The sequence below is a fragment of the Nocardia wallacei genome, from assembly GCF_029868745.1.
In the GTDB taxonomy this organism is placed as follows: Bacteria; Actinomycetota; Actinomycetes; order Mycobacteriales; family Mycobacteriaceae; genus Nocardia; species Nocardia wallacei_B.
In genome coordinates this window covers 18,466-39,544 of the sequence record NZ_JARWOP010000379.1, presented here as the reverse complement: position 1 = coordinate 39,544, position 21,079 = coordinate 18,466, and the positions used below count along the sequence as shown (strand labels likewise).

General features: G+C 68.5%; 21 protein-coding genes. 13 read left to right on the top strand and 8 right to left on the bottom strand.

Features of this window, described 5'->3' with window-relative positions; all coding sequences use genetic code 11:
- Together trxA and QH470_RS36000 are read right to left on the bottom strand one after the other, a co-directional pair.
- Positions 1-322: thioredoxin (gene trxA / locus QH470_RS36005; RefSeq protein ID WP_280276864.1), on the bottom strand; the 322-nt coding region annotated here is incomplete at its 3' end.
- Positions 323-372: 50 nt separating this feature from the next.
- Positions 373-888, bottom strand: coding sequence for a 2'-5' RNA ligase family protein (locus tag QH470_RS36000; RefSeq protein ID WP_280276863.1), 516 nt, complete (start codon positions 886-888; stop codon positions 373-375).
- An 88-nt stretch (positions 889-976) separates the two neighbouring features.
- Here QH470_RS36000 and QH470_RS35995 point away from each other — a divergent pair, with 88 nt between their 5' ends.
- From QH470_RS35995 to QH470_RS35975, 5 genes are all read left to right on the top strand, one after another.
- Positions 977-2,041, top strand: coding sequence for an isocitrate/isopropylmalate dehydrogenase family protein (locus QH470_RS35995; protein WP_280276869.1), 1,065 nt, complete (start codon positions 977-979; stop codon positions 2,039-2,041).
- Positions 2,042-2,160: 119 nt separating this feature from the next.
- Positions 2,161-3,096: an ABC transporter substrate-binding protein gene (locus tag QH470_RS35990; RefSeq protein WP_425302840.1), complete on the top strand. Its 936-nt coding sequence runs from the start codon at positions 2,161-2,163 to the stop codon at positions 3,094-3,096.
- 60 nt (positions 3,097-3,156) lie between these two features.
- Positions 3,157-4,113: an amino acid ABC transporter permease gene (locus tag QH470_RS35985; protein WP_425302839.1), complete on the top strand. Its 957-nt coding sequence runs from the start codon at positions 3,157-3,159 to the stop codon at positions 4,111-4,113.
- Positions 4,110-4,892 carry an amino acid ABC transporter ATP-binding protein gene (locus QH470_RS35980; protein ID WP_400182512.1) on the top strand — a complete coding sequence of 261 codons (783 nt, stop codon included), beginning with the start codon at positions 4,110-4,112 and terminating at the stop codon, positions 4,890-4,892. Before QH470_RS35985 ends, QH470_RS35980 begins: the two co-directional genes overlap by 4 nt.
- Before the next feature lie 78 nt (positions 4,893-4,970).
- Entirely contained in the window at positions 4,971-5,432 is a 462-nt protein-coding gene (locus QH470_RS35975) for a DUF4383 domain-containing protein (RefSeq protein WP_342228483.1), read from the top strand.
- 7 nt (positions 5,433-5,439) lie between these two features.
- Here QH470_RS35975 and QH470_RS35970 read toward each other — a convergent pair whose 3' ends face one another.
- Positions 5,440-6,369 carry a LysR family transcriptional regulator gene (locus tag QH470_RS35970; protein ID WP_280276861.1) on the bottom strand — a complete coding sequence of 310 codons (930 nt, stop codon included), beginning with the start codon at positions 6,367-6,369 and terminating at the stop codon, positions 5,440-5,442.
- A 71-nt stretch (positions 6,370-6,440) separates the two neighbouring features.
- On the opposite strand from QH470_RS35970, the gene QH470_RS35965 reads away from it, so the two are divergent.
- The 4 genes from QH470_RS35965 (at position 6,441) to QH470_RS35950 (ending at position 10,313) form a co-directional block, all read left to right on the top strand.
- Positions 6,441-7,802, top strand: a complete 1,362-nt coding sequence (locus QH470_RS35965) for an FAD-binding oxidoreductase (RefSeq protein WP_280276860.1) — start codon at positions 6,441-6,443, stop codon at positions 7,800-7,802.
- A 57-nt stretch (positions 7,803-7,859) separates the two neighbouring features.
- A complete protein-coding gene (locus QH470_RS35960; RefSeq protein ID WP_280276859.1) occupies positions 7,860-8,744 on the top strand; it encodes an SPFH domain-containing protein in 885 nt (294 codons plus the stop codon).
- Positions 8,744-8,911, top strand: coding sequence for a type II toxin-antitoxin system antitoxin (locus QH470_RS35955; RefSeq protein WP_280276858.1), 168 nt, complete (start codon positions 8,744-8,746; stop codon positions 8,909-8,911). The genes QH470_RS35960 and QH470_RS35955 overlap by 1 nt, the downstream gene beginning before the upstream one ends.
- Before the next feature lie 109 nt (positions 8,912-9,020).
- The gene (locus QH470_RS35950; protein ID WP_280276857.1) at positions 9,021-10,313 is read left to right on the top strand and encodes a hypothetical protein; all 1,293 of its coding nucleotides are present in this window, start codon (positions 9,021-9,023) and stop codon (positions 10,311-10,313) included.
- A gap of 107 nt (positions 10,314-10,420) precedes the next feature.
- Here QH470_RS35950 and QH470_RS35945 read toward each other — a convergent pair whose 3' ends face one another.
- Positions 10,421-11,341, bottom strand: coding sequence for a class I SAM-dependent methyltransferase (locus QH470_RS35945; protein ID WP_280276856.1), 921 nt, complete (start codon positions 11,339-11,341; stop codon positions 10,421-10,423).
- Between the two features lie 264 nt (positions 11,342-11,605).
- On the opposite strand from QH470_RS35945, the gene rpsA reads away from it, so the two are divergent.
- Together rpsA and QH470_RS35935 are read left to right on the top strand one after the other, a co-directional pair.
- Positions 11,606-13,084, top strand: a complete 1,479-nt coding sequence (gene rpsA, locus QH470_RS35940) for a 30S ribosomal protein S1 (RefSeq protein ID WP_280276855.1) — start codon at positions 11,606-11,608, stop codon at positions 13,082-13,084.
- A gap of 93 nt (positions 13,085-13,177) precedes the next feature.
- Positions 13,178-13,813 (top strand): TetR/AcrR family transcriptional regulator, encoded by a 636-nt coding sequence (locus tag QH470_RS35935; RefSeq protein WP_280276854.1) that lies wholly within the window; start codon positions 13,178-13,180, stop codon positions 13,811-13,813.
- On the opposite strand, the gene QH470_RS35930 is transcribed toward QH470_RS35935, so the two are convergent.
- A complete protein-coding gene (locus QH470_RS35930) occupies positions 13,759-16,029 on the bottom strand; it encodes an MMPL family transporter (protein WP_280276853.1) in 2,271 nt (756 codons plus the stop codon). The two genes, QH470_RS35935 and QH470_RS35930, sit on opposite strands and share 55 nt — an antisense overlap.
- Before the next feature lie 201 nt (positions 16,030-16,230).
- On the opposite strand from QH470_RS35930, the gene QH470_RS35925 reads away from it, so the two are divergent.
- Positions 16,231-17,760, top strand: a complete 1,530-nt coding sequence (locus tag QH470_RS35925; protein ID WP_280276852.1) for a phospholipase C — start codon at positions 16,231-16,233, stop codon at positions 17,758-17,760.
- A gap of 9 nt (positions 17,761-17,769) precedes the next feature.
- On the opposite strand, the gene QH470_RS35920 is transcribed toward QH470_RS35925, so the two are convergent.
- Positions 17,770-17,982: a hypothetical protein gene (locus tag QH470_RS35920; RefSeq protein WP_280276870.1), complete on the bottom strand. Its 213-nt coding sequence runs from the start codon at positions 17,980-17,982 to the stop codon at positions 17,770-17,772.
- A gap of 286 nt (positions 17,983-18,268) precedes the next feature.
- Here QH470_RS35920 and coaE point away from each other — a divergent pair, with 286 nt between their 5' ends.
- Positions 18,269-19,453, top strand: a complete 1,185-nt coding sequence (gene coaE, locus QH470_RS35915; protein ID WP_280276851.1) for a dephospho-CoA kinase — start codon at positions 18,269-18,271, stop codon at positions 19,451-19,453.
- A gap of 3 nt (positions 19,454-19,456) precedes the next feature.
- Here coaE and QH470_RS35910 read toward each other — a convergent pair whose 3' ends face one another.
- Together QH470_RS35910 and QH470_RS35905 are read right to left on the bottom strand one after the other, a co-directional pair.
- Positions 19,457-19,981, bottom strand: coding sequence for a ribonuclease FAU-1 family protein (locus QH470_RS35910; protein WP_280276850.1), 525 nt, complete (start codon positions 19,979-19,981; stop codon positions 19,457-19,459).
- Positions 19,982-20,037: 56 nt separating this feature from the next.
- Positions 20,038-20,604 (bottom strand): DUF402 domain-containing protein, encoded by a 567-nt coding sequence (locus QH470_RS35905; RefSeq protein WP_280276849.1) that lies wholly within the window; start codon positions 20,602-20,604, stop codon positions 20,038-20,040.
- Positions 20,605-21,079 lie beyond the last annotated feature (475 nt).

The window sequence follows — 21,079 nt, the reverse complement described above, 5'->3', positions numbered from 1 at the left end:
TGTCGAGGCCCTTCACCTGGGTGACCAGGTCTTCGAGCGCGTCGGGCGGCAGCGCGCCGGGCTGCGCGAAGACCAGCACGCCCTCGCGGAACGCCATGATGGTCGGGATGGAGCGGATATTGGCGGCCGCGGCGAGGCTCTGCTCGGCTTCGGTGTCCACCTTGCCGTGGATGACATCGGGATACTTGTCCGACGACGCCTCGAAGGTCGGAGCGAACTGCTTGCACGGACCGCACCAGTCGGCCCAGAAGTCGACGAGCACGACATCGTTCCCGGTGACTATCTCATCGAAGTTCTGCGCGGTCAGGGTCTGGGTGGCCATGGGATCCTCTCGTCTCGTGGGTTGCCCCGATACAACGCCGGGCAACTCCGTTATCTTCCGCTTCCGCGTGCGACCGGCCAGTCACGACGCTGATCGCCGTCCCACCGACGAATACCCACCACCGTAGTGGCGAAATCTCGGTCGGCCGCCACCGCGTGCACGGCCTCGCCGAGTTGGTGGGGTTTGAGGCGGCGGGCCAGGGTGACGTGTGGGGTCCAGGCGTCGGGGTGGATATTGGCCGGGATGCCGGGGCATTTCTCGATGACGGAGAACAGGCGGCGCTGGAGGGTGAGCAGTGCGTCGGTGGGGACTACCAGGCGAACCAGAATGGGGTTGCGTGCGCCGAAGATCAGGAGGCCGCCGAGGCGGATCGGGAGGGGGCGGAACTCCTGGGCGGCCGGTACCTCGTCCAGGCGGGGCCAGATCTGGCGGGCCACGGCCACGGTGATGTGGGGTCGGTGGTCGGGGGACGGGCTGGGTATTCCGGCCTCGGACAGCAGTTCCCACTGCCGCCGGATCTCCGTCTCGGCGGGCTCGTCCAACAGCAATTCGACCGACTGAACCATGACCTGGGACAAGATACGCCGGAACCCCGGTGATCTTCCCGCAAATCCGAGGACCGAGGATGGGGGCGTGAGTGGAGCGAACGGACAGCTGCGGCTGGGCCTGATCGAGGGCGACGGCATCGGTCCCGAGGTGGTGCGCGCGGCGCGGGAGGTGGTCGACGAGGCGCTGGCCGTGCTCGCGGCACCGGCCGTGCAGTGGATTCCGTTGCCGATGGGGCACAGCGCGATCGCGGAATTCGGCGAACCGTTGCCGGAGTCTACGGTGCACCGGCTGGAACAGCTCGACGCTTGGATCCTCGGCCCGCACGACAACGCCTCCTATGCCCCGGAGCATCGCGTCGGCGCCCCGCCGGGCGGCGCCATCTGCAAGCGATTCGGCCTGTACGCCAATATCCGCCCGGCGCGGGCGTTTCCGGGTGTGCGGGCCGCCGCGGACGACATCGATCTGGTGATCGTCCGGGAGAACAGCGAGGGTTTCTACGCCGACCGCAACATGGCCGCCGGGTCCGGCGAGTTCGCGCCCACCGCGGACATCGCCCTCTCGGTCGGAGTGGTGACCCGCGCGGCCAGCGAACGGATCGCCCGCGAGGCCTGCGAGCTGGCCGCCGCGCGGCGCGGCCGCTTGACCATCGTGCACAAGGCGAACGTGCTGCCGCTGACCATGGGCCTGTTCCGCGACGCCTGCTACGCGGCGGCCCGCGACTATCCGCGGCTGCGCGTCGACGACGAACATGTCGACGCGGCAGCCGCGCCCCTCGTCCGCGCGCCCGCCGACGACGACGTGGTGGTGACGGAGAATCTGTTCGGCGACATCCTCTCCGACCTGGCGGGCGAGCTGAGCGGATCACTCGGCCTCGCCGCCTCCCTGAACTGCTCGGCGACCCAGGCGATGGCGCAGGCCGTGCACGGCGCGGCGCCCGCGCTGGCGGGGCACAACCGCGCCAACCCGGCCGCCCTTCAGCTGTCGGTGGCAATGCTGTTGCGCTGGTTGAGTTCCCGTCGCGGCGACGTCGTGCTGTCGCGGGCGGCCGACCGCATCGAGCAGGCCGTGGCGGGGACGTTCGCCGCCGGTATCGCGACCGCGGATCTGGGCGGGCTGGCCTCCACCCGCGAATTCACCGAACAGGTGTGCGCCCGCCTGCACCGCCGCTGACGGGTCCGCGGACTCGGCGTGTGCGAGCGGCGTCCGCACCGGCCGCGCATTAACCTTCGGTAACCGACCGACGCGCTCGGTCCCCATCGCCTAGATTTCGAACGGCGGGCGAATGCCGGATGTCGCCCACCAGAACATGGAGGGCTGCTGTGTCTGTTCGAATCGGTGCCCGCGGGCTGGCGCTGCGGGCGGTGTGTGTACTGGCCGGCGGGACGCTGGTGCTGGCCGGTTGTACGAAGAACACCGAGGACACCGCACCGACCGCGGAGAAGATCCAGGTCGACAAGGTGGACGCGATCGCGGCGAAGCTGCCCGACAAGGTGAAGCAGTCCGGCAAACTGGTCGTCGGGGTGAATGTGCCCTACCAGCCCAACGAATACAAGGACGGCTCCGGCAAGATCGTCGGCTACGACGTCGACCTGATGGACGCGGTGGCCGCGGTGCTCGGTGTGCGGGCCGACTACCAGGAATCGGACTTCGAGAAGATCATCCCCTCGATCCAGGCCGGCACCTACGACGTGGGCATGTCCTCGATGACCGACACCAAGGAGCGCGAGCAGACCGTCGATTTCGTCGACTATTTCAGCGCGGGCATCCAGTGGGCGCAGCAGCCGGGCAAACCGGTCGACCCGAACAACGCGTGCGGCAAGCGAGTGGCGGTGCAGCGCACCACCATCGAGGAGACCGAGGACGTACCCGGCAAGAGCAAGGCGTGCGAGGCGGCGGGCAAGCCCAAGATCGAGATCGTGGCCTTCGACGAGCAGAGCGCGGCCGCGACGGCGCTGGTGCTCGGCCAGGTCGACGCGATGTCGGCGGATTCCCCGGTGACGGCGTACGCCATCAAACAGAATCAGGGCAAGATCGAGGCGGCGGGCCCGCTGTTCGAGTCGCAGCCCTACGGCTGGCCGGTGCCCAAGGGCGCGCCGCTGGGACCGGTGCTGCAGGAGGCCGTGCAGCATCTGATCGATTCCGGCGACTACCGCAAGATCGCCGAGAACTGGGGCGTGCAGGACGGCGCCCTCACCAAGGCCACCATCAACGGAGCGGTGGGCTGATGCCGGCGCACCGAGACGACGCGGTTCGCCTACGCCGTTCCGCATCCGCGAGGTGAGGGCGTGAGCGAGCGCGACACCTCCGCGTCCGGGTCGGAAGACGCTGGCGCCGTATCGGATTCGAGTGTCGAACCGTCGCCGATCAAGGCGGTCCCGCTGCGACATCCCGGCCGGTGGTTCGCCGCGGTGGTAATCCTGGCGCTGGTGGCGCTGTTCGTATACGGCGCCGCTACCAACCACGCCTACCGGTGGGACATCTACTGGAAGTACCTGTTCGATTCCCGCATCGAGTCCGGCGTCCTCATCACGCTGGAGCTGACCGTACTTGCCATGGCCATCGGCGTGGTGCTGGGGGTGGTGCTGGCGGTCATGCGGCTGTCGCCGAATCCTGTGCTGCGCTCGGTGGCGTGGGTGTACCTGTGGATCTTCCGCGGCACGCCCGTGTACGTGCAACTGGTGTTCTGGGGACTGTTCCCGTCGCTGTACAAGATCATCGATCTCGGTGTCCCGTTCGGGCCGCAGTTGCTGCACCTGAACATTCAGGACTGGCGGACGCCGTTCCTGTTCGCGATGATCGGCCTCGGCCTGAACGAGGCCGGTTATATGGCCGAAATCGTCCGTGCCGGAATCAATTCCGTCGGCGAGGGGCAACGGGAGGCGTCGCTGGCGCTGGGCATGTCGTGGGGTCAGACGATGCGGCGCACGGTGCTGCCGCAGGCCATGCGGGTGATCATCCCGCCGACCGGCAACGAGCTGATCAGCATGCTGAAGACCAGCTCGCTGGTGGCGGCGATCCCGCTGACCACCGACCTGTACGGCCGGGCGCGCGACATCTACGCCGTGAACCTGCTACCCATCCCGCTGCTGCTGGTCGCCGCGACCTGGTACCTGGTGATCACCAGCATCCTGATGATCGGGCAGCACTATCTGGAGCGGTACTACTCGCGCGGAGCCAGCCGCCAGCTGACCGCGAAACAGCTGCGGGCGCTGGCCGCCGCCCAGCTGGAGGTGGGCAAATGAGCACTGCCGCAACCGATTCCGCCCCGATGATCCGCGCCGAGCAGGTGCACAAGAACTTCGGCGCGTTGCAGGTGCTCAAGGGCATCTCGCTGGAGGTGGCGCGCGGGGAGGTGATGTGCCTGGTCGGTCCGTCCGGGTCGGGCAAGTCGACGTTCCTGCGCTGCATCAATCATCTGGAACAGGTCAATGCCGGGCGGCTCTACGTCGACGGCGAGCTGGTCGGCTATCGCGAGAAGGGCGGGCGGCTCTACGAGTTGCATCCCCGCGAGGCTGCGCGCCAGCGCCGCGACATCGGCATGGTGTTCCAGCATTTCAATCTGTTCCCGCACCGCACCGTGCTGGAGAACGTCATCGAGGCGCCCACCCGGGTGAAGCGGATCCGCAAGGCCGATGCCGTCGGCCGGGCGCGGGAACTGCTGGACCGGGTCGGTCTGGCGGAGAAGGCCGGCGCCTATCCGGCGCAGCTCTCGGGCGGGCAGCAGCAGCGGGTCGCCATCGCCCGCGCGCTGGCGATGGATCCGAAGCTGATGCTGTTCGACGAGCCGACCTCCGCGCTCGATCCCGAACTGGTGGGTGAGGTGCTCGGGGTCATGCGCGAACTGGCGGCCTCCGGCATGACCATGGTGGTGGTGACCCACGAGATGGGATTCGCCCGCGAGGTCGCCGACCATCTGGTGTTCATGGACGCCGGTGTGGTGGTGGAGTCGGGGCCGCCGCGCGAGATGCTGGCGAACCCGCGGCAGGAGCGTACTCAGGCGTTCCTGTCGCGCATTCTGTAGTGCCGGGCCTTCCGTGCGACCGGGCTTTCAACTACGCTGTGTAGTAGAAGTTTCGGGCAAAGTCAGCGGGAGGACGCCGTGCACGCACCAGCTGGAGTAGTGGGCCGAAACGCCATGGCGCGGTGGAGTTTTCTGCAATGGGCGGTGTTCGTCGTCGGGGTCGCGCACATCGTGTGGGCGATCGCGGGATGGATCGCCGAACCCAGCTTCGCGGTCGGGGAGCACGCGCCCGCGACGCCGGTGCTCGGCATGGACTACAACGGCTGGCATGCCGTCGCCGGGCTGCTGCTGTTCGGTCCGGCGCTGCTCGCGGCGCTGCGTAAACCGTGGGCGGCGTGGTACTGCGTGATCGCCGCGCTCGGCGGCGGGTTCGGCGTCGGATTCTTGGCGTTGTTCTCCGACCATGTCCTGATGTTCAGCTTCCCGCACCACCACATGGACGCGATCGAGCACATCGTCACCGGGGTGGTGCTGGTGGGATTGGTCGCCGTGCAAGCCGTCCGTGACGGCGGCCTCCGGCCCGTCCTGGGCCTGCGCTGAGTGCGCATCAGTCCGGTGCGGTGCTTGCGGTAGCGCGTTCCCGCTGCCGCGCCAGCGCGATACGCAGTTGGCCCAGTAGGACTTTCGCGGCGGGCGCGGTCAGGCGGTCGGTGCGCCACGCGAGCGCGAGCTGTCCGCGCAGCTCCGGCTCGACGATCGGGATCGTGCGCACGCCGAAGGCGTCGGCCTCTTCCGGGGTGAGCGCGGGCACGACGGCCGTACCCAGCCCCCGGGCGGCCAGTCGCAGCAACAGCGGGGGAGCGGCCGCCTCGAAGGCCACATTCGGTTCGAAACCCGCTGCGGCGCAATGGCGTTCGAGTACGCCACGGATTCCGGTGCCGCGCACGAGGCAGATCAGCGGCCGGTCGCGCAGCGCGGCGAGCGGGAGCACATCCGGAGGATCCGGTGTGTGCGCCGCTACCGCGGCGACGACGGCGGTCTCGAGCACGACCTCGAGGCCGACGCGGGGATCGAGGTCCGCGCCGGTGAGTCCGACCAGTGCGATATCCAGCGCGCCGCGCTCCAGATCGTCCAGCATCAGATCGGAATTCGTTTCGGTGAGGGTGATTTCGACCTGCGGATGATCGTCGTGGAAGTCGGCCAGGTTCGCCGCGAGGTCGAATTCCTCGGTGGCCGCGCCGGAGATGGTCCCCAGGCGGATGTGCCCGCGCAGCAACCCGGTGAACTCGTCGGCGGTGTGGCGGACCTGCTCGGCGGCGGCGAGCGCGGCGCGCGCGTGTGGCAGCACCGCCGCACCGGCCGCGGTCGGGGTCACGGTGCGCCCGGACCGGTCGAGCAGTTGCTGGCCGAGTTCGCGTTCCAGCTGCCGGATCTGGGCGGACAGCCCCGGCTGGGCCAGATGCAGTCGTGCCGCGGCCCGGGTGAAGTTGGCCTCCTCGACCACGGTGACGAAGTAGCGCAGCTGCCGCAGTTCCATAACTGATCATTCTAGTTACGAGAAGAACTATCTGTTTCACTTCTCGTCACGAACGCGGCATCGTCGGAGGTATGACGAACACGAACGCGGATCTTCCCACCTTCACCGGTCCGGTCTTCCGTCCCGGCGATGCCGGATACGACGCCGAGATCGCCGGATTCCAGACCGCCTACCACCACCGCCCGGCCGTCGTCGTCGGGGCCGCGCATGCCGAGGACGTCCGTGCCGCGGTGGAATACGCCGCGCGCCAAGGCCTTCCGATCGCGGTGCAGGCGACCGGTCACGGCCTGTCGGTGGCCGCCGACGGCGGCGTGCTGATCAGCACCCGCCGGATGACCGCCGTCTCCGTCGACGCCGCGGCCCGCACCGCGCGGGTGGCGGCCGGGGTGCGGGCCGGTGCGCTGATCGACGCCGCCGTGGCGCACGGGCTGGCCCCGCTGAACGGCTCGTCGCTCTCCGTCGGCGTGATCGGCTACCACCTGGGCGGTGGTCTCGGCCTCCTGGGCCGGACCTTCGGCTACGCCGCCGATCACGTGCGCTCGATGGAGATGGTGACGGCCGACGGCCGGCTGCGCCGCCTGACATCGGGCGACCCGCTGTTCGGCGCGGTGCTGGGCGGCGTCGGGAACTTCGGCGTCGTCACGGCGCTGGAGATCGAGCTGGCGCCGGTCACCACGGTGTACGGCGGTCAGCTGGTCTTCGACACCCACCTCGTCGAGCCCGCGCTGGAGAGCTGGCGGCTGTGGACCCAGGACCTGCCCGACGAGATGACCTCGGCGATCACGATCATGACCATGCCCGACGTGCCCGCCATCCCGGAACCGGTCCGCGGCCGCTATCTCGCCACCGTCAACATCGCCTATACCCGCTCGGCGGCCGACGGCGAACGGCTGGCCGCGCCGCTGCGCCGGATCGGCCCGCGCCTGACCGACGACCTGCGCTCGATGCCCTACGCCGAAACCCATGGCATCTACCGTGATCCGGACTTCCCGCACGCCTATGCCGCCACCAACGCGCTGCTGTCGGACCTGACCGCCGACGCGGCCGCCGCCTTCCTGGATACGACCGGACCGCAGTCGCCGCTGCCGGTGGTCGCCGGTTTCCGCCATCTCGGCGGCGCGCTGCGCCGGCCCGGCCCGGCCGATATCGCCGTGGATCACCGCGAGGCGGAGTACATCGCGCGGTTCATCACCGCGCCGGAGTCCGGGGGCACGGCCGTGCGCGACCGGCACGATCTCATCGCGAAGGCGTTGTCGCCGTGGACTATCGGCCACAGCCTCAACTTTCTCTACGGCGCGCAGGAGTGGGCGGGCGCGGAACAGACCCGCGCCGGATTCCGGCCGGAGACCTACGACCGGCTGGCGGCGCTGAAGGCCGAGCACGATCCGGCCAACCTGTTCCGCCTCAACCGCAACATCGTTCCCGCATCCTGAGTCGCGGTCCGGCTCCATGCTATTGTCGTGATATCACTTAGATATTGGGAGGATGTCATGGAGCTTCGTCCGGCTTTCCGGGTGAACGGGTTCCTCATGTTGTTGGCGCTGATCGTCGTCGGCGGTGGCGCCCTGATCGGCGCCATCGCGGCGGCCGGGGTCGCCTCCGAGGACGGCAGCGCGGGGGCCGCCGCGGGTGCGGTGGCCGGGTTCGTGGTGGCGGGCATCGCGCTGGTGCTGCTGACCGGACTGATCACCGTGGGCCCGAACGAGGCCAAGGTGCTGCAATTCTTCGGTCGCTACATCGGTTCGGTCGCCGACCCGGGCTTCTTCTGGGTCGTGCCGCTGACCAGCAAGCGCCGAATCTCGTTGCGAGTGCGCAACTTCGAGACCCAGACGTTGAAGGTCAACGATTCCGACGGCAACCCCGTGCAGATCGCGGCCGTGGTCGTCTACCGGGTGGTGGACAGCTTCAAGTCCGCCTTCGCCGTCGACGACTACGAGGAGTACGTGCAGACCCAGTCCGAGGCCGCCGTCCGGCATCTGGCCACGGTGCATCCGTACGACTCCGACGACCCGGCCCGCACCAGCCTGCGCAACGGCGCGGAGGTCGCCGAGGAACTGACGACCGAACTGAGCGAGCGGACCGCGCTGGCGGGGATCGACATTCTCGAGGCCCGCATCACGCACCTGGCGTACGCGCCCGAGATCGCCCAGGCCATGCTGGTCCGCCAGCAGGCGGCGCAGGTGGTGGCGGCCCGCAGTCGCATCGTCGAGGGCGCGGTCGGTATGGTCGGCATGGCGCTGGAGCGGTTGACGGCGGAGGGCATGGTCGACCTCGACGAGGAACGCCGGGCGACGATGGTGTCCAACCTGCTGGTGGTGCTGTGCGGGGATCGCTCCGTGCAGCCCGTGGTCAACACCGGATCGCTGTATTCGTAATGGCCAAGCGCGAGCCGAAGAAGGTGCTGCTGCGGCTCGATCCGGCCGTCCACGAGGCCGTGGCCAAGTGGGCGGCCGATGACCTGCGTAGCGTGAACGCACAGATCGAGTACGCGTTGCGGCTGGCGCTGGAGCAGGCCGGGCGATCGCCGAAGCCGCGGGGATAGAAACAGACCGACTGCCTGTTTTGCCCAGTATAGATCACCAACAAGTCACGTATTGACTACAAAACGCACAAGGACGTGCGATTATGCGTCGACTCGGTAACGTGTTGGCGTGCCTATCGCGTTCGAAACCGGCGGACTGCAGCAACTCGATCCGAGCACATGGGGTAATCCGGCGACCGGTGACCTCGTCACGCTCGTATACGTCGATGCCGTCCCCGACCTTCCGGCTCCGCTGGAGGACATCGACGCCCTGCGCCGCAAGCTCACCGAACAGCAGGCCGAGTTCGGCTGTCTCATCGAGGCGTACACCATCGCCGTGGCCGGCCAGCCCGCGCTGCTACGCCTGGAGAAGTTCCCGCTCGGGGACGGAGCCGGGCTCGGCTTCACCGCCGGGATCGTGGTGCCGAAGGCGACCTGCAGCGCGATCCTGAAGATCATGTGCCGCGAGACCGGGCGCTCCGGGACGCGGGAGGCCGCGATCGTGCCGAAGGTCGGCTTCCAGAACATGTTCCGGCCGCACCCCTACGCGCCCGAGGTGCGGGGCAAGCTGCCCTACAACGTCGCCGACGACGCGCAATGGGATTCGCAGTTCCCCGACCATCCGCTGAGCCGGGCACGCCGCTGGATCTCCCTCGCCAGCCGCACGGCCCGCATCGATCCGCGGTTCGCGGCCCTGCCGCCGTTCACCGGACCGGCCGCACCGGACGAATTCGCGGAGCTGTCGGCCCTCGCGGAAGAGGCATCATCGCCCCCGGCACCGTCGGCCCCCGCACCGGTGTCACCGGCTGCCGCAACCGCGGCGGAGACCGCGCCGATCCCGAGTGCCTCGGCGCTGGGCAAGGCGCCGCGCAAGCCCGCCGCGCCCGCGCCTACGACACCGACGCCGGGCAGCATTCCCCGTCTCCCGGCCAGCGCCGCCGCCTACGCCGCGGCACCCAGCGCTGCGGCGAAGACGACGGCCATACCCGCGTCGGTGGACTTCTCGCAGCCGCCCGCGACGGACATCTCCGCGAGCACCGCCAATGGCTGGGCCACGCCGGAGAACGGCGCGCAGCCGTCGTCCTCGAACGGGAACACCTCGGACGCCGCCGAGACGACCGTGCTGTCCACGGGCCCCGAGCCGGACGACGCTCATGGGTCGTCGGATCCCGAAAACCCATGGCACATCCCGGAATCGTCAGCCGAATCGAAGCTGCCCGCGGACAAGACGACGGCGATCCCCACCCGCCCCGCGCGCGACCCGGACGCCTCCCGCGCCGACGCCCACCAGCACTTCACGTCCGGAGCGGACGAAACAACAGCCCTGCCCTCCACCCGCACGACCGCCTACGACCACGACAACCCGGCTTCCCCCGAAACTGTCTCCGCCGGCGCCGAAACTCGCCCCATACCCAAGAGCTGACCCCAACCCACTACCGGCGGCAGCGCGCACGCCACCTGCCCGCGACACGAGAGTCCCGCACGCCACCTGCCCGCGACACGGGAGTTCCGCACGTCACCTGTCCGCTGCTATTTGCGGAGTGGTTTCTCGGTGACGAAAATGGCTGTGCCCGGGAAGATCTGGCCGCGTAGCGGGCTCCACTGGCCCCACTCGCGGTCCAGCCATTCCGGCCAGTCGGGTTCTACCAGGTCGGTCAGGACGAGGCCCGCCGCGACTATTTCGCGGACGCGGTCGCCGAGGGTGCGGTGGTGTTCGACGTAGGTGGGCTCGCCGTTGCCGTCGACTTCCACGTACGGGGAGCGGTCGAAGTAGGAGAGTCTGGCGTAGAGGCCCTCCGTGCCCGGATCGTCGGGAAAGATCCAGCGCATCGGGTGATTGACGGAGAAGACCCAGCGGCCGCCCGGTCGCAGTACCCGCGCCACCTCGCGCATCACCCGGGCCGAGTCGGCCACGAAGGGCAGTGCGCCGAACGCCGAGCACGCCAGGTCGAAGGAGGCGTCGGCGAACGGCAGCGCCTCGGCCCCGGCCTGCACCAGCGGAACTCGCGGGCCGCCGCGCGCCATCGCGGCCAGTCCGCGCCGCAACATTCCGGCGGACAGATCCAATCCGACGGGTTGCGCGCCATTTGCCGCCAGCCAGCGCGAGCACGGGGCGGAGCCGCAGCCGATTTCCAATATCCGCTTATCGGTGATGTCGCCGAGCAAATGCCAGTCGCCCTCGTGCAGTCCCTCCGGACACCAGATGAATTCGCCGTGGGGTGAATCGACGCCGAGGAACTCGGCATGGGTGTCGTGGTATTGCGAGGCGTCGGCGTCCCACCATCGCCGGCTGGCCCGCTGGCTCTCGGTCGAGCCCACCTCGGCGCGGGTGACGGCGACCGTGCCGAGCAGCGCATTCGCCTGCGCATGGCGGTCTTCACCGGCCGTATCGAGTCCCTGTGCGGTCACGGTTTCGCGCACGGCGTGCACATCGGGATGATCTTCGGGCATCATGTCAGAGTAGCCACGCGGGCAGGGGGACCCTTGTTTGCTTGCCACAACTCACGTCGCGTACGCTGATTCCCGCGAGTGCCCGCCGTACTTGCGTACCCGAGGCGCACGCTGCTGTGAGTTTATGCAATGAGTACAGCGTTGTGCTGTGTCGCAGCGATGTGCTGTACACGCCGACGTTAGTTCCATCGCTGTGAGTTCACAGCAAAACCGAAAGCCCACATGTCCACTACCGACCACAATCCGTCCGGAGCAACCCAACACATGCCCACCACTGTCACCTCGCCGCAGGTAGCCGTCAACGACATCGGCTCCGCCGAGGACTTCCTCGCCGCCATCGACAAGACGATCAAGTACTTCAACGACGGGGACATCGTCGAAGGCACGATCGTCAAGGTCGATCGCGACGAGGTCCTGCTCGACATCGGTTACAAGACCGAAGGCGTCATTCCTTCCCGCGAACTGTCCATCAAACACGATGTCGACCCGGCAGAGGTCGTTTCCGTGGGCGATGAGGTGGAGGCCCTTGTTCTCACCAAGGAGGACAAGGAAGGCCGGCTGATCCTGTCGAAGAAGCGGGCTCAGTACGAGCGGGCGTGGGGCACCATCGAGGAGCTCAAGGAGAAGGACGAGGCCGTCAAGGGCACCGTCATCGAGGTCGTGAAGGGTGGTCTGATCCTCGATATCGGGCTGCGCGGCTTCCTCCCCGCCTCGCTGGTCGAGATGCGCCGGGTCCGCGATCTGCAGCCGTACGTCGGCAAGGAGATCGAGGCCAAGATCATCGAGCTGGACAAGAACCGCAACAACGTGGTGCTGTCCCGCCGCGCCTGGCTGGAGCAGACCCAGTCCGAGGTCCGCAGCGAGTTCCTGCACCAGCTGCAGAAGGGCCAGGTCCGCAAGGGTGTGGTCAGCAGCATCGTCAACTTCGGCGCGTTCGTGGATCTCGGCGGTGTCGACGGCCTGGTGCACGTCTCCGAGCTGTCCTGGAAGCACATCGACCACCCGTCCGAGGTTGTCGAGGTCGGCATGGAGGTCACCGTCGAGGTGCTCGACGTCGACCTGGACCGCGAGCGGGTTTCGCTGTCGCTCAAGGCGACTCAGGAAGACCCGTGGCGTCAGTTCGCCCGCACCCACGCCATCGGCCAGATCGTGCCCGGCAAGGTCACCAAGCTGGTTCCGTTCGGCGCGTTCGTGCGTGTCGAGGAGGGCATCGAGGGCCTGGTGCACATCTCGGAGCTGGCCGAGCGCCACGTCGAGGTGCCGGATCAGGTCGTGTCCGTCGGCGACGACGCGATGGTCAAGGTCATCGACATCGACCTGGAGCGCCGCCGCATCTCGCTGTCGCTGAAGCAGGCCAACGAGGACTACCACGCCGAGTTCGACCCGTCGAAGTACGGCATGGCCGACAGCTACGACGACCAGGGCAACTACATCTTCCCCGAGGGCTTCGACCCCGAGACCAACGAGTGGCTCGAGGGTTACGAGAAGCAGCGCGAGGAGTGGGAGAACCGCTACGCCGAGGCGGAGCGTCGCCACAAGATGCACACCGCGCAGATGGAGAAGATGGCCGCCGATGCCGCCGCCGAGGCCGCGAACGGTGGCGGCTCGTCGAACTACTCCTCCGAGAGTGGTGGCGAGCGGTCGTCGTCGTCCTCCTCTTCGCAGCCGGAGTCGGCCGGTGGTTCGCTGGCCAGCGACGCGCAGCTCGCCGCGCTGCGCGAGAAGCTGTCCGGCAACGCGTAATTCGCACAGCTGACGAAGGCCCCCGGTCCGCACGGACCGGGGGCCTTCGGCCTGCTCCGGGGCCGATGACGTGCGGGTATCCTCGGTGTTGATATGTCCCAGTCCACTGCGTCTTCCGCGTCCGCGACCGAGTGGGAACGCCGAAAGCTCGCGGCCATGAGCCGAATCCAGCAGGTCGCGCTGGATCTGTTCGATGCGCACGGGTACCGCCAGGTCACCGTGGAGCGGGTGGCCGCGGCGGCCGGGGTCTCGCCGAGTTCGATCTACCGGTACTTCGGCACCAAGGAAATGCTGGTCCTCTACGACGAAGCGGACCCCAAGGTCATCGACGTGCTGCGGACGGCGGGCGGCGGCGAAACCCTCGAGATCACCGAGCTGATCGCGATCGCGCGCCCCTTGGTGCCGATCATGGCCGAGGCGCTGCTGACCGCGGACACCGAACGACGGGTGCGGCGCAGCATGCACTACGTCCGGACGATCCCGGAGGTGCGCGACGGCCAGGTGCGTCAGATGCGTGATCTGGAGGACCAGTTCCGGGTGCTGTTCGCGCAGCGATCCGGCCGCGACCCCAACGACTTGAAGGTGCGGATGGCCGCGGCGTTCGTGGTCTGGGGCAGCATGGCGGCCCTGGACCACTGGGCGGAGGCGGGTTTCGCGGGCCGTCTCAAGGACATCTACGTCGACGAGATCGGATCGGCCGTCGACGCGATCGAGTCGCTGTTCGGTTGAGCGCGAGGGGTTTTGCCGCGCGACAGCGGTAACCACCAGTTCCAGCGGCCGAACAGTCGCATGAACGCCGGTACCAGCACGAACCGCACGAGCAGCGCGTCGATGGCGATGGCCACCGCAAGCGCGAAACCGATCTGCTTCAACTCCAGCACGTCGGCGGTCACGAAGCTCGCGAAGACCGCCACCATGATCGCCGCGGCCGCGGTGATCGGCCGGGCGGTGTGCTGTAGTCCCTCCGCGACGGCGGCGGTGTTGTCCCCGTGGCGATCCCACGCTTCCCTCATACGGCGCACGAGGAACACCTCGTAGTCCATCGACAGCCCGAACAGCACCGCGAACACCAGCATCGGCAGGTACACCTGGAGGAAGCCGGTGCTGTGGAACCCGAGCGCCGATTCGCCGATGCCGTGCTGGAACACCGCCACGGTGAGCCCGAGCGCCGCGCCGGTCGCCAGCAGATTGAGCAGAATCGCCTTGATCGCGAGCACGATGCTGCGGAACGCGACGATCAGGAAGGCCAGGGACGCGGCGAGCACGAGCGCGACGACCCACGGCAGCCGCGCCGTGATGAGCCGCGAGACGTCGGAGAAGGTGGCCGAAGTGCCGCCGACGCGCACCTCGGCGGCCTCGAGAGATGTTGCGCGGGAACGGATATCGGCGGTCAGATCGGAGACCGTGGTGGAATCGAACGCATCCTTCGCGACCACCGAGGCGAGGACCCGCCCGGAGGTCGGCTGGGACAGCACCGTCGCGACCCGCGGGTCACCGGACAGGCCGCCGAGGAATCGGGTGACCTCCGCACGGGCCTCCGGGGTCAGCGGTGTGTCGCCGGGGCCGGTGGCGAGCACCTGGGTCGGCGCCAGCAATCCGGGGCCGAAGTTGTCGCGCACCAGTTCGTTCGCTCGCCCGGTCGGCGTTCCGGTGAGCGCGCCGAGTCCCATGTCGATGCCGTAGCGGATACCGGTCAGCGGGGCGGCGGCGACGAGCAGCAGCGCCACTCCGGCCAGCGCGAACCGGATCGGCCGTGCCATCACCGTGTGCGCCCACCGGGTCCAGGCGCTCGACGCCGCGGTGGTCCGGGTCTGTGCCGGGCGCAGCCGCAGTGGCAGCCCGCCCCGGTTCACCGCCGGGCCGAGCGTCGCGAGCAGCGCCGGGAGCAGCGTGAAAGCCGCTGTGAGAGTGGCGATCACGGCGGTGACCACACCGACGGCGATCCCGTCGAGCATCGGCAGCCCGACCACGGCGAGCGAGCACAGCGAGATCATCACGATGAGGCCGGAGGCGAGTACCGTGCGGCCCGCGGTGTCCATCGCCGCGCCCACGGACTGCTCGATGTCGGCACGCCGGCGGCGGTCCCGGACGCCGCGCCGGGCGAGTTCCTCGGTGCAGCGGCTCACGATGAACATCGCGTAGTCGATCGCGGTCCCGGTCGCGATCATGGTGGCGACCGAGAGCACCAGCGAATCGAAGGTCAGAAAGGCGGTGAGCCCGAACAGAACTCCGACCGCGACCGCGATCCCGGCGGCAGTGACCGCGATCGGGACGGTCGCCGCCACCACCGCGCCCAGGGCGAGGACGAGGAACGCCGCGGCCACCGGCACCCCGATGGCCTCGGCGCGCGACATGTCGGCGGTCTCGGTCCGCATCATCTCGGCTTCGACGGGTGCGTACCCGGTGCTCGTCACCTCGACGGCGGCGTCGGAGGCGGCGGCGACCGCGGACTGCACATCGGTGGCGACGGCGACCCGCTCCGACATGCCGCCCTCGATGCCGACGATGCCGAGCGCGGTGTGGCGATCCGCGGAAATCTGCAGGGCGGCATTGCCTTCGAACGGCGAGACGACTCCGGTGACACCGTCCACGGCGCTAGCCGAGCGGAGCGCGCGGTCGATCACGGCGCGGAATTCGGGTGCGTCCGCCGGGTACTGCTCGGAGTGGAAGACGAGCAGATCCTGTTCCACTCCGAATTGTGTGAAGTGCTGGGAGACAAGGGAATCGACGGCGCTCGACTCCGAGCCGGGGACGCCGTAGTCGGGCGCGCCCAGTTTGTCGTGCAGGGCCGGATAGGCCGATCCGCACAGCACGGCGAGTAGCAGCCATACGCCCAGAACGATTTTCCGACGCCGGGCCATCAGCACACCCCAGCGCCCCGCCAGGCGCAGCGGGGGAGCGGGCCGAGGCGGGTGCGCTCGCTCGGTTGTCGCGGACTGTGTCATGGGCCCCTCCCGATGAAGTCAATACCTGATAGTCACTATCAGGTATTGATCGCGAGTCTAGGTGCGCGCGACGGCGCGGTGCAAGTGACTGTCAGGTACGGTTCACCCGTGCGTCACCGGCGCGTCCGCGACGAGCCGTTATGCTCCACGACATCGGTGCAACTGTCCTTATCGAATCGGCGGAAAGGTCGAGTCGGCGGCATGGGTCTGTTCGAAGGCGTCAATCGGCGGGAGTTCCTGGCGAAAGCACTGGCCGCCGGCGGGGTGGGAGCGCTGGCCGGGTGGGCGAATCCGATCATCGAGCGGGCCTACGCCGCGGATCCGGCGGGAATGGGCGGGCTCGGGGACATCGAGCACTTCGTGCTGCTGATGCAGGAGAACCGCTCCTTCGACCACTATTTCGGCACGCTCTCCGGAGTGCGCGGATTCGATGATCCCTCGCCCGCCTGGCAGCAGTACGGGTACGCGCCGGGCATCGGCCCCACTCCCGACGGCTATCTGCTGCCGTTCCGGCTCGACACCACCCGCGGCCCCAGCCTCGACGGTGAATGCGTCAACGATCCGGACCACGGCTGGGCGGGTATGCACGAGGCGTGGAACGGCGGGGCGAACGACCGCTGGATGCCCATGTCGATCGCGAGCGTCGGGGCCGGAAACGGGCCCGCTGCAATGGGTTACCACACCCGCCAGGACATCCCCGTCCATCACGAATTGGCCGACGCCTTCACCCTCTGCGATCACTACCACTGCTCGGTATTGGGTCCGACCGACCCGAACCGGCTCTACTGGGTCTCGGCCACCATCGATCCGGACGGTTACGCGGGCGGCCCGCTGGTGGAGACGCCGCCGATCATCCCGCAGAACGCCTACAGCTGGCGGACGTTTCCGGAGAACCTGTCCGAGGCCGGCGTGAGCTGGAAGATCTACAACAACCGCGATGTCGGCCCCATCTCCTCGGTGATCCTGGACGGCATGATGGGCTGCTTCACCCAGGCCGCCGACCCGAATTCCGAACTGGCGCAACGCGGTAAGGTCCCGGTCTACCCGCAGGACTTCGCCGCGGACGTGGCCGCGAACCGGCTGCCGTCGGTGTCGTGGGTGATTCCGCCGCTGTTCAACTGCGAGCATCCGGCGCTGCCGCCGGCGCTCGGCGCGGTCGGCATCATGCAGGTGCTCGACATCCTGACCTCGAATCCGGCGGTGTGGGAGAAGACGGCGCTGATCGTCATGTACGACGAGAACGGCGGCTTCTTCGACCATGTCACCCCGCCGACACCGCCGCCGGGCACGCCGGGGGAATTTCTCACCGTCGATCTGAATCGGGTTCCCGCCGCGAAAGGCATCGCCGGTCCGATCGGCCTGGGCTACCGGGTGCCGTGCTGGGTCGTCTCACCGTATTCGCGTGGCGGCCTGGTGTGTTCGGAGACGTTCGATCACACCTCGCAATTGCGTTTGCTGGAGCGTCGTTTCGGCGTGGACGTGCCCAATGTGACGGCCTGGCGCCGCGGTGTCACCGGCGATATGACGACGGCATTCGATTTCGGTTCCGCGCCCGACGCGGCGCCGCCGCGGATCACCGATCCGAATTCCCGGACCGAAGCCGCGCTCGCGCAATGCGGCCCGAATATCGCGCTGGGTACGGCGGGGCAGGGCGCGCCTTATCCGGTGCCGCCCAACAGCATGCCGGTGCAGGAGCCGGGCACGCGCCGCCGTCCGAGTGGAATGGTCTAGGGCGTCAGGTCAACTGGCCGTAGCGGGCACCCAGTGGGCCGCGGCGTCGGCCGTCCGCTTGCGGATGGCGGCCAGGCTGTGGCGGGCGGGACTGATCAGCGCGGTGAGCCACGGGCGCCGGAACTGCGCCAGCGCGGCCGCGACCTCCGGGATCTCGATGCAGTGCATCGTGCCGCCCTTGCCCAGCCGGTGGCGACCCGTCTGGATGTTTCTGGTGCCCAATGGTGTTCCTTTGCTTGCTTTGGTACGGCCTGGATCGCCTGCGGCGAAACAGTAGCGGAACAAAAGTGTGCGGCTGCGTATTTTGCGCGACTTTCGTCCCGGCGTGTCGGAAAGTTGCCAACCGCAGGTCCGGAACCGATGGAAAAAGTTGCGAATTGATATCACCGCCATCACGGATTGAGAAAATTGCCCGGGGCGAGGTGGGAGTTATTGCCACCGTGGGTAATCCGCCCGGATTGCCGGGCCACCGCACGCCGGGCGCGGGCGGGGATGCGAGACTGATCGAATGTTGCGTATCGGTCTCACCGGAGGCATGGGAGCGGGCAAGTCGACGGCGGCGCGGCGACTGGTCGAGCTGGGCGCCGTGCTCATCGACAGCGATGCGATCGCGCGCGAGGTGGTGGCGCCCGGCACCGAGGGGCTGGCGGCGCTGGTCGAGGCGTTCGGCCGGGACATTCTCGCCGCGGACGGCAGCCTGGACCGTCCGGCGCTCGCGGCCCGGGCCTTCGCCGACGACGAGTCCCGCCGGACCCTCAACGGCATCACGCATCCGCTGGTGGGCAGGCGGACCTCCGAGCTGATGGCCGCCGCCCCCGCGGACGCGATTGTGGTGCAGGATGTTCCGCTGCTGGTCGAGAACGGTCTGGGCGCGGTGACGAATCTGGTGGTCGTGGTGATGGCCGAGACCGAGACCCGGGTGCGGCGGCTGGAGGAGTTCCGGGGCATCGCGCGCGCGGATGCGCTGGCCCGCATCAAGACCCAGGCCACCGACGAGCAGCGGCGGGCCGCGGCGGACGTGCTGCTGGACAACAACGCCGGCGCCGACGAGCTGGAGCGCCAGGTGGACGCGCTGTGGGAGCACCAGCTGGTGCCGTTCGAACACAATCTGCGCACCAGGACCCGGGCGCCGCGCGGCGAGGTGCAGCTGGTCGGGCCGGACCCGACGTGGGATGCGCAGGCGCAGCGGCTGATCGCGCGCCTGGCGGTCGTGTGCGGCGGCGCCGCCCGGCGCATCGACCACATCGGATCGACCGCGGTGCCGGGGTTGCCCGCGAAGGATGTGCTGGACATCCAGATCACCGTCGCCGATCTCGCGACGGCGGACGGGCTGCGAGAGGCGTTGGAGGGCGCGGGTTTCCCGTGGGTCGAATACCTGACCGACGACCCCAAGCCCGGCACCGATCCCGCCGAGTGGGGCAAACGCGTGCACGCCAACGCCGATCCCGGGCGTCCGGCGAATGTGCATCTGCGGGTGGACGGTTGGCCCAACCAGCGGTGGGCCTTGGCGTTCCGGGACTGGCTGCGTTCGGACGCGGCGGCGCGGGAGGAGTACCTGGCGGTCAAGCAGAAGGCCGTGGCGGCCGCGGCCGGTCTCACCGGTGAGCCGGCGATCCAGGCCTATCTCGACGTGAAGACGCCCTGGTTCGACGAGGTCTATCCGCGGGTGATCGCCGCGCGGCCGGGGGAGTGACCGCTACTGCCAGGTGAGATGGATGTCCAGCGAGCGCAGCCAGCAGTCGAAGTCGTAGCCGTGACCCGCGATCCCGTCGATGGCGACGGTGGCGGTCTCCACGGCCCGCTGCGCGGCGGGCAGGTCCAGGTAGCCGGCGGCGTGTGCGGCGAGTAGCTCGTCGACATCGAGCAGTTCCGCGTCGCGGCCCGTGCGCACCACGATGTCGAGGTAGTGGTCGACCGATTTCCAGGTGCCCGCATCGGTTTCGCCGAACTCGCCGATGTCCAGGTAGTAGTCCTGGTCGCGGCCGTGCGCGGGGTTGTAGTGGAATACCGTGGCGCGCAACGACAGCCGGGGCAGCAGCCACGACTCCAGGTAGTGGAACTGCGGATGGTCGGCGGTCCGGGCCATGTACAGGCCCCACGGCTCGAGGCGAAAGCGTTCGACCGGCCGCACGAACCCCTTCGGGTCGGTGTTGGTCAGTGCGGCCAAGTCGAAATACTCCACCTTGGGCCGGTGCAGATCCACAACTGGTGCCTGGGACACAGCCCGAATTTACCGTCCGATCGCTCGCGCCGCGCGAGGACCGCGCTACCGATGGTTCACAACCAGGTCAGCGTGATGCCGCGGGAGGCCAGCCAGTGCCCGAAGTTGTGGTCGTGCGAGGCGATCCCGTCGACCACCGCGGTGGCGTGCTCGAAGGCGTGCTGGGCGGTAGCCGCACCGACGTATCCCGCGGCGTGGGCGGCGAACAGGTCGTCGACGCCGCGTAGTTCGCAGATCCGGCCGTGGCGGGACTCGATGTCGAGATAGTGGTAGATCGCCCGCCACCGCTTCGGCTCGATCCGGGAGAACTCGCCGATATGGATGTGGTAGAGCGGGTTGCGGTCGTGCGCGGCGTTCACGTGGTTCATGCTCACCCGCAGCGACAGTTGCGGTAGCAGCCACGTCTCGGTGTAGCGGTCCGGCGGGGTGTCGGCGGCACGCACCAGATACAGGCCCCACGGCTCCGCGTGGTAGTGCTCGACCGAATGGACGAAGCCGCGGGCGTCGGTCTTGGTGAGGTCTGCCAGGTCGAAATACTCGGTGTGCGGCCGATGCGGTGGTCTCGCCGGGGCGGGAGTCGCGTCGGAGTCGGATCCGGGGATGCTGCGGCGTTTGAACTGCATGGGAGCAACTCCGTTGAGCGCGGTGGAGCGCCGGTCCCGGAGTGGATCCGCGACGGCGTTGCTCGCGGGCATTGCGACGCGTGAGGGGAGGAAACCGGCCATGACACTGCCCTTCTCGACTGTCGGACCGGATCAGAGTACACCCGGGCAACCCCGCGCGGCGGCTCGTGAACAGACCGGAATTGTCCTGTCACGCTTTCGCCATCATCGATGAGCTTCCTTGTGGCACCGGACATTTCGGACATTCTCGGATAGGTCCGGGCGCTGCGTGGAAGTTTGCCCGGGTGGGTGTCCGTGGCTCACAGCAAACGGGTGGGTGCGGTGTGTTTTCGGGAGTGCTTGCTGGGCTTCGGAAGCGCTGTGCGCCGGGGTCGCTGGGGTTGCTTCTTGTCGAATAGTGTTGTGGTGTCGTGGTTTTCGACTACGAACCGATCGACTGCCGAAACCTGTGCCGTCCCTCGACATCCCGAGGCCG